This is a genomic window from Pseudomonas sp. GM78 (assembly GCF_000282475.1).
Taxonomy (GTDB): Bacteria; Pseudomonadota; Gammaproteobacteria; order Pseudomonadales; family Pseudomonadaceae; genus Aquipseudomonas.
In genome coordinates this window covers 1-6,918 of the sequence record NZ_AKJF01000160.1, presented here as the reverse complement: position 1 = coordinate 6,918, position 6,918 = coordinate 1, and the positions used below count along the sequence as shown (strand labels likewise).

The window sequence follows — 6,918 nt, the reverse complement described above, 5'->3', positions numbered from 1 at the left end:
CAAAGCCTTTTGCTTACTTTTTGGCGTTTGAAAAAGTGAGTCGCCGTAAGGGCGAAACCCTAAGTGGCCGTTACCGCAGCAACGGATATGTACTCAGACAGCATGCACCAACATTGGTATAGGCGCCGATGGAGTTAGCCACGTGAGGGAGGCCATTTGCGCCAGTTTCAAGATCAGACGCCCGATGTTTACTAGACTTGATATCGCATGGAAGTCTTCCACGCCCCACAGGTAATCAATCGATGACTGAACACATCGTGCATTTTCATTGCCAAATCGATCAGGGCACCACTGAGCGCTTCCGCGACTGCTGCCTCGAAGCCATCGAACAAGGCGCCACCTCCCTGCTCCTCAATCTGTCGACGTGTGGGGGTAGCACCAACTTTGGCTTCACCCTCTACACCTTCCTGAAGTCACTGCCGGTACCGCTGTGCGCGATCAACGCAGGCAATATCGAGTCAATGGGCATCATCATGTTCCTGGCGGCAGGCCGGCGTATCACCTCTCCCCACTCGCGCTTCTTGATTCACCCGATGAACTGGTACTTCAGCCAAAAATCGGTCGACCATCAGCGCCTGCGTGAATACCTGTCGAGCCTCGACAACGACCTTGCGCGCTACGTGAAGATTTTCACCCTCGAAACGGCGGAGGCAGAGACCAAGCTGGACATTTTCCATTGCCTTTCAGCTGAAGAAAAAGTCATCGCTGCACATGAGTCCCTGGCCTATGGCATCGCCCACGAGATGAAGCAAATGATGTTCGCCGATGATGTCAAACACTGGAAAGTCAGCGGTGGATGAACCGGGCGCACGGCCATGGATCTGATATTTCTGGGTACCTCATCAGGCGTTCCGGCCCGAAATCGAAATGTGAGTGGCACCGCTCTCATAGAGTCCTCTGGCAGGGGCTGGTATCTGGTGGATTGCGGTGAAGCCACGCAACATCAAGTGATGCGCACCCCGCTGTCCTTGCAAGCGCTGCGCGGATGCTTCATCACCCATGTCCATGGCGATCATTGCTTCGGCTTGCCCGGCTTGCTGGCCAGCGCCGGCATGTCGGGGCGTGTCGAGGCACTCGATATCGTGATGCCGGTTGCGCTCCATCCCTGGCTGCGCCTGAGCCTGACCGTCAGCAAGTCCTGGCTGCCCTTCGAATTGCATCTGCATGCGAGCGAAACCTTCGATGGCTGGCAAAATGCAACGGTTGAGGTCAACAGCGTTGCCCTCTCCCATCGCGTTCCGAGCCAGGGCTTTGTTTTTACCGAATCAGATCCTCATCCGCGACTGGATACTCAACGCCTGGAGGTTGAAGGGATTCCCCGTGGGCCGCTGTGGGGCGAGTTGGCCCATGGGCGTGATGTTGAACACGCCGGGCGCCTGTTTCGCGCCGAGCAATTTCTGCGCCCTGCACGCCCCGCGCAACGCATTATCATCTGCGGCGATAACGATACCCCCGGGCTGTTGGCAGAGGTGGCTGACGGAGCGGATGTGCTGGTACACGAAGCAACCTTCACCCAGGCATTGATCGATCACAATCAGGAGGCTTACGGGCACAGCAGTGCCGCCGCCGTCGCGCGTTTTGCCGAGTTGGCAGGCATTCCCAATCTGGTTCTGACCCACTTCAGCGCACGCTACCAGGACAATCCCGAGCGAAGTCCGTCCATCGAAGACATCTACAAGGAAGCCGCTGCGCACTTCACCGGCAAGCTATTGCTGGCGCGGGATCTGCAGCGCTATCACCTCGACCGGGACGGTCGATTGGACGTCGTTATGGGCCGTTTGGCGTAAGGGTGATCGATTCTTCACTTGCACATTACATATGGATATCCGTATATTTGATTATCCATATGTAACAGGCTACTGCAATGATCACCCCTCCCGAGGTATTCAAGAGCCTGGCTGACGAGACGCGTACCCGCGCCACCCTGCTGATCGCCAATCAGGGCGAGCTGTGTGTCTGCGAGCTGATGTGCGCCCTGGACGACAGCCAACCGAAGATCAGCCGCCATCTCGCGCAACTGCGCAGCAGCGGACTGCTGCTCGATCGCCGTCAGGGGCAGTGGGTTTACTACCGTCTCAATCCGGACCTCCCCGCCTGGGTGCACGAAATCTTGCAGGTTACCTTGAAGGCCAATTCCGATTGGCTGCAGAACAATGCTTCGCGCCTGCAGAACATGGACGGACGTCCTGTGCGTGATGCCGCCTGTTGCTGAATCCCTGATCGAGTGAATTTTCAATGCTGGTTGCCGCTTCTGTTTTTGTCTTCACCCTCATACTGGTCATCTGGCAACCCAAGGGGCTCGGCGTCGGCTGGAGTGCCTCTGCCGGTGCGCTGATCGCGTTGGCGGTGGGTGCCGTATCGCTGCAGGATATTCCCACGGTGTGGGCCATCGTCTGGAACGCCACCGCTACCTTTATCGCCATCATCGTTATCAGCCTGTTGCTGGATGAAGCCGGCTTCTTCAAATGGGCCGCCCTGCATGTGGCGCGCTGGGCGAACGGCAGCGGCTACCGGTTGTTCGCCTTTTGCGTGCTGCTGGGCGCGGCGGTCTCTGCGCTGTTTGCCAATGACGGCGCGGCGCTGATCCTGACGCCCATTGTCATGTCCATGCTGCTGGCGCTGCGCTTCTCGCCTGCCGCGACCCTGGCTTTCGTGATGGCCGCCGGGTTCATCGCCGACACCGCCAGCCTGCCGTTGGTGGTCTCCAACCTTGTGAACATCGTGTCCGCTGATTACTTCGGGCTGGGCTTCGCCGAGTACGCCTGGGTGATGGTGCCGGTCAATCTGGTCAGCGTCGCCGCCACCTTGCTGATGCTCTTTTTGTACTTCCGTCGAGACTTGCCGCCGCGCTATTCAGTCGAGGCCTTGCAGACGCCTGCAACGGCGATTCACGATCCCGCCACCTTCTTCGTGGGGGGGTGGATTCTGGTTGTCCTGCTGCTCGGCCTGTTTGTCCTGGAGCCGCTGGGTGTTCCCATCAGCGCGGTGGCCGCGGCCTGTGCGGCAGTCCTGTTCGCGGTGGCGGCCAAGGGTCACCGGATCTCCACCCGACGCGTGTTGCGTGAAGCCCCCTGGCACGTCGTAGTGTTCTCTCTGGGCATGTACCTGGTGGTGTATGGCCTGAAGAACGCGGGGCTGACGGACTCCCTCACCCATGTGCTCGACCGTTTGGCCGAACTGGGCCTGTGGGGCGCCACCCTGGGCACCGGCCTGCTGGCCGCGCTGCTGTCGTCGGTGATGAACAACATGCCCAGCGTGCTGATCGGCGCCTTGTCGATCCAGGCCAGCGGCGCGGAAGGTATTGTTCGCGAGGCGATGATCTACGCCAACATCATCGGCTGCGACCTCGGCCCGAAGATCACCCCCATCGGCAGCCTCGCCACCCTCCTCTGGCTGCACGTGCTTGAGCGCAAGGGCATGCGCATCACCTGGGGTTACTACTTCAAGGTCGGGATCGTGCTGACCCTGCCGATTCTGTTGATCACCCTCTCGGCCCTGGCACTACGCCTGAGCCTAAGTCTTTGATGTCCGCCCCGAGCGGCAGGAGCAATACCATGCGAGTCCTGTTCATGTGCACGGCCAACAGCTGCCGCAGCATTCTCTCCGAAGCCATGTTCAATTACCTGGCGCCGGACGGATTCGAAGCGGTGAGCAGCGGAAGTTTCCCCAAGGGCCAGGTGCTGCCTCGCAGTCTCACCACCTTGCAGAACGCGGGCATTGGCATCGACGGCTTGAGCAGCAAGGGCAATGACGCCTTCGAGGGCAACCCGCCGGATATCGTCATTACCGTGTGCGACAAGGCGGCCGGCGAATCCTGCCCGGTGTACTTCGGCCCGGCTTTGAAAGCTCATTGGGGCCTGGAAGATCCATCCGATGTGGTGGGTGATGAAGCGGTCGTCGACGCCGCCTTCCGCGCCACCCTGGCGCGCATCGAACAACGCTGCAAGGCCTTCCTCGCCCTGCCCTTGACCACCCTCAGCCGCGATGAGCTCAAACGCGAGCTGGACCGAATCGGCTCGCTCTGAGCAGGAGGATACATGTCAGACGCTCTTCCCAATCTTGACCTCGCGCTGTTCGACGGTGCGCAGATCCCGCATCAGCCCACTGATCACAAGCCACGCATCCTGCTGCTGTACGGCTCGAACCGCGAGCGCTCGTTCAGCCGCCTGCTGGTCGAAGAAGCCGCGCGGTTGCTGGAGCACTTCGGTGCAGAAACGCGCATCTTCAACCCGTCCGGTTTGCCGCTACCCGACGATGCGCCCGTCGCACATCCCAAGGTCCAGGAACTGCGCGAACTGATGCAGTGGTCCGAAGGCCAGGTCTGGTGTTCGCCGGAACGCCATGGCGCGATGTCGGCCGTGTTCAAGGCGCAGATCGACTGGGTTCCCCTGGAGCTCGGCGCCGTTCGCCCCACCCAGGGCAAGACGCTGGCGGTGATGCAGGTGTGTGGCGGCTCGCAGTCGTTCAACGTGGTCAATCAGCTGCGGGTGCTGGGGCGCTGGATGCGCATGTTCACCATCCCCAACCAGTCCTCGGTAGCGAAGGCCTACATGGAGTTCGATGAGACGGGTCGGATGAAGCCGTCGGCGTACTACGACCGGGTCGTCGACGTGATGGAAGAACTGGTGAAATTCACCCTGCTGTTGCGCGACCGTCAAGCGTTCCTGGTGGATCGCTACTCTGAACGCAAAGAGACGGCCGACCAGCTCATGGCCCGGGTCAATCAGCGCTCTATCTGAGGTGGGTACCGTCACCCCTTGTCCGCGAAACTGAAAGGCCTGGGCCATAATGACCTGTCATGCACAGCCATCGGTGGGAACCCTTCAGATGATCTCGATCGAACTGCACGCGGCCCGGCGCGATGAACTGCAGGCCATTGAAAACCTGATGCAGTTCTACACCTATGACTTCAGCGAGTGGTTGCCGCTGACACTGGGTGAGCATGGCTTCTACAGTCTCGCGCCGCTCTCGGACTACTGGCGAAAACCCGCGACCCAGGCGTTCCTGATCCGGGTCGACGGGGAATTGGCCGGGTTCGTCACCGTGGATGACGAAATTCACGTACCCGAGGCCCGCTACAACATCGGTTACCTGTTCGTCACTCGGCGCTATCGTGGCCAGGGTATCGCCAGGTTTGTCGTGGCCACCCTGTTGAATCGCCACCCGGGTCGATGGCAGATTTTCCACGTCGAGGCGAACCCGCCGGCACGGCTGTTCTGGGCGGCCGTGATACCTGAGGTGACGCAAGACCGGTTCAGCGTTCATCGGCTGTTTATCCAAGGGTTGCCGTGCACCGTTTACTGTTTTGAAAAAGCATAAGCCTCCCCCCGCCTTAAACAATCCTCAACCAAGGCCAGCGAACCTGATAGCTTTTCGCTTTCTGCTCAAACAGTTCAGGCCTGGAGTTTGCCGGATTGATGCGCAGCAAGCCCTGCTCTACATCCGCCAGTCCGTAGGGGGCATAGACTTCGCCGGTGGCGACATCCAGGCCGATGCAAGTGCCCGCCACCAGGTAGCGATCAATCCCGTCCCTGGCCGATTCAAGCCTGGGGTAAGTCCCGCCAAAGCGCTGACCGTACCAAAGGTGCACGCGCGCCTGATTCTTGAGCTCGACGTTGACGCCGAGGTCCTGGAAGAGATGTCGGGCCCGATGGATGACCTCGTTCTCGGCCTCCCAGGACAGGTCGGTGTCAAAGTAGAAAACGTCGTAATCCTTGATGCTCCACGCAGGGTCGCGTTGCGCCTGTTGATTCCATACCGCCTGGAACAGGCAGCCTGCCGTGAGCAGGCATTGATCCAGGCCGAGCGCCGGCAAGCGTGAGGTCAATTGCGCGTTGATCGGGTTGGTCATCGCGATGTCAACCAACCTTTGGGCCGTCAATGTCATGGTTGATCCCTTGCAAACCGATTCAGTCCTGGCGCCCAAGTTACAACAAAACCATGACCGGACGGCACTCAGTATTGCATCTCGGCCACAAGCAGCTTCACCAACGCCGCGGCCGGCAGTTCCCGCGACAGCGGTGCCCCCTGCCCGGCCCATTGCACGGCGAAATCGCTATTGTTCCGGGCCGCCGCCGCGGCGTTTAGCGCCTTGTTGGCGTCATAGGTGAGCGGGTAGTCCGGCAAGGCGATGCCTGCCCCTTCGAGGCTGGTGAAGTTGCGATTGACCATGCCCCGGGCCGGGCGGCCGGAGATGACGCTGGTGACGCGCGTCTGATGCGCGCGTGGCCCCTTGAGCGCTTCCCGATAGGCGCCGTTCGCCGACGACTCCGGGCAGAGAATGAACGCCGTGCCCAACTGTGCGGCACTGGCGCCCAACTGCATGACGGCGTTAATGCCTGCGCCGTCCATGATGCCGCCTGCCGCGATCACCGGCAGCCGACAGGCATCGACCAGTACCCGCACCAAAGCCAGGGTGCCCATCTGCAAATCCTGCTGTGGATCGAAGACCCCGCGATGCCCGCCGGCTTCGTAACCCTGGGCCACCAGTGCATGCACCCCGGCGTGCTGCGCCGCCAGCCCTTCGGCGAGGCTGGTGACCGAACACAGCAGCAGGATGCCGGCGGCCTTGAGTGCATCGATGGCCGGCTGTGCAGGCAGGCCGAAATGGAAGCTGACCACCGCCGGCTTTTCCTCCAGCAGCATCTGCAGCATCTCGGCATCTTCAACGAACGAGGTGTAGATCTCCCGCAGCGACACGGGTGGCTCGGCGCCAAATTCGGCGAAAAACCCTGCCAGAAATTGCAGCCACCGCGATTCCCGCTCGGCATCCCGGACAGCTGGCTGGTGGCAGAACACATTCACGTTGAAGGGTTTGCCGGTCTGCGCCGCCGTCTCGCGCAGCATGTTCCGCGCCTGCTCGACATTGCTCGCGCCAATGCCGATGGAACCCAGCCCGCCAGCATCGGATAACGCCGC

Annotated in this window: 9 protein-coding genes; 7 read left to right on the top strand and 2 right to left on the bottom strand. The window is 60.8% G+C overall.

The genetic code is table 11. The features are described 5' to 3' along the window. Positions 1-242 precede the first annotated feature (242 nt). From PMI35_RS07160 to PMI35_RS07190, 7 genes are all read left to right on the top strand, one after another. Entirely contained in the window at positions 243-800 is a 558-nt protein-coding gene (locus PMI35_RS07160) for an ATP-dependent Clp protease proteolytic subunit (protein ID WP_008063693.1), read from the top strand. A 15-nt stretch (positions 801-815) separates the two neighbouring features. Further along, positions 816-1,787: a ribonuclease Z gene (locus PMI35_RS07165; protein WP_008063691.1), complete on the top strand. Its 972-nt coding sequence runs from the start codon at positions 816-818 to the stop codon at positions 1,785-1,787. A gap of 77 nt (positions 1,788-1,864) precedes the next feature. Then, positions 1,865-2,212 carry a metalloregulator ArsR/SmtB family transcription factor gene (locus tag PMI35_RS07170; RefSeq protein WP_008063688.1) on the top strand — a complete coding sequence of 116 codons (348 nt, stop codon included), beginning with the start codon at positions 1,865-1,867 and terminating at the stop codon, positions 2,210-2,212. 23 nt (positions 2,213-2,235) lie between these two features. Further along, positions 2,236-3,525, top strand: coding sequence for an arsenic transporter (locus PMI35_RS07175; RefSeq protein WP_008063686.1), 1,290 nt, complete (start codon positions 2,236-2,238; stop codon positions 3,523-3,525). Positions 3,526-3,554: 29 nt separating this feature from the next. Further along, complete coding sequence (locus tag PMI35_RS07180; RefSeq protein WP_008063683.1) at positions 3,555-4,025, top strand: arsenate reductase ArsC; 471 nt, start codon at positions 3,555-3,557, stop codon at positions 4,023-4,025. A 12-nt stretch (positions 4,026-4,037) separates the two neighbouring features. Continuing rightward, on the top strand, positions 4,038-4,739 hold the full coding sequence (gene arsH, locus PMI35_RS07185) for an arsenical resistance protein ArsH (protein WP_008063681.1): 702 nt from the start codon (positions 4,038-4,040) through the stop codon (positions 4,737-4,739). Between the two features lie 88 nt (positions 4,740-4,827). Continuing rightward, complete coding sequence (locus PMI35_RS07190; RefSeq protein WP_008063679.1) at positions 4,828-5,319, top strand: GNAT family N-acetyltransferase; 492 nt, start codon at positions 4,828-4,830, stop codon at positions 5,317-5,319. A 13-nt stretch (positions 5,320-5,332) separates the two neighbouring features. Here the strand turns inward: PMI35_RS07190 and PMI35_RS07195 are convergent, their stop codons facing one another. Together PMI35_RS07195 and PMI35_RS07200 are read right to left on the bottom strand one after the other, a co-directional pair. Then, positions 5,333-5,887, bottom strand: coding sequence for a nucleotidyltransferase family protein (locus PMI35_RS07195; protein ID WP_008063678.1), 555 nt, complete (start codon positions 5,885-5,887; stop codon positions 5,333-5,335). A gap of 68 nt (positions 5,888-5,955) precedes the next feature. Then, positions 5,956-6,918: NAD(P)H-dependent flavin oxidoreductase (locus PMI35_RS07200; protein ID WP_008063677.1), on the bottom strand; the 963-nt coding region annotated here is incomplete at its 5' end.

Excerpts from the sequence above, each read along its gene's own strand:
- PMI35_RS07180 (WP_008063683.1), top strand. The coding sequence starts at position 3,555 with ATGCGAGTCCTGTTCATGTGCACGGCCAACAGCTGCCGCAGCATTCTC.
- PMI35_RS07165 (WP_008063691.1), top strand. The coding sequence starts at position 816 with ATGGATCTGATATTTCTGGGTACCTCATCAGGCGTTCCGGCCCGAAAT.
- PMI35_RS07170 (WP_008063688.1), top strand. The coding sequence starts at position 1,865 with ATGATCACCCCTCCCGAGGTATTCAAGAGCCTGGCTGACGAGACGCGT.
- PMI35_RS07160 (WP_008063693.1), top strand. The coding sequence starts at position 243 with ATGACTGAACACATCGTGCATTTTCATTGCCAAATCGATCAGGGCACC.
- arsH (WP_008063681.1), top strand. The coding sequence starts at position 4,038 with ATGTCAGACGCTCTTCCCAATCTTGACCTCGCGCTGTTCGACGGTGCG.
- PMI35_RS07175 (WP_008063686.1), top strand. The coding sequence starts at position 2,236 with ATGCTGGTTGCCGCTTCTGTTTTTGTCTTCACCCTCATACTGGTCATC.
- PMI35_RS07195 (WP_008063678.1), bottom strand. The coding sequence starts at position 5,887 with ATGACATTGACGGCCCAAAGGTTGGTTGACATCGCGATGACCAACCCG.
- PMI35_RS07190 (WP_008063679.1), top strand. The coding sequence starts at position 4,828 with ATGATCTCGATCGAACTGCACGCGGCCCGGCGCGATGAACTGCAGGCC.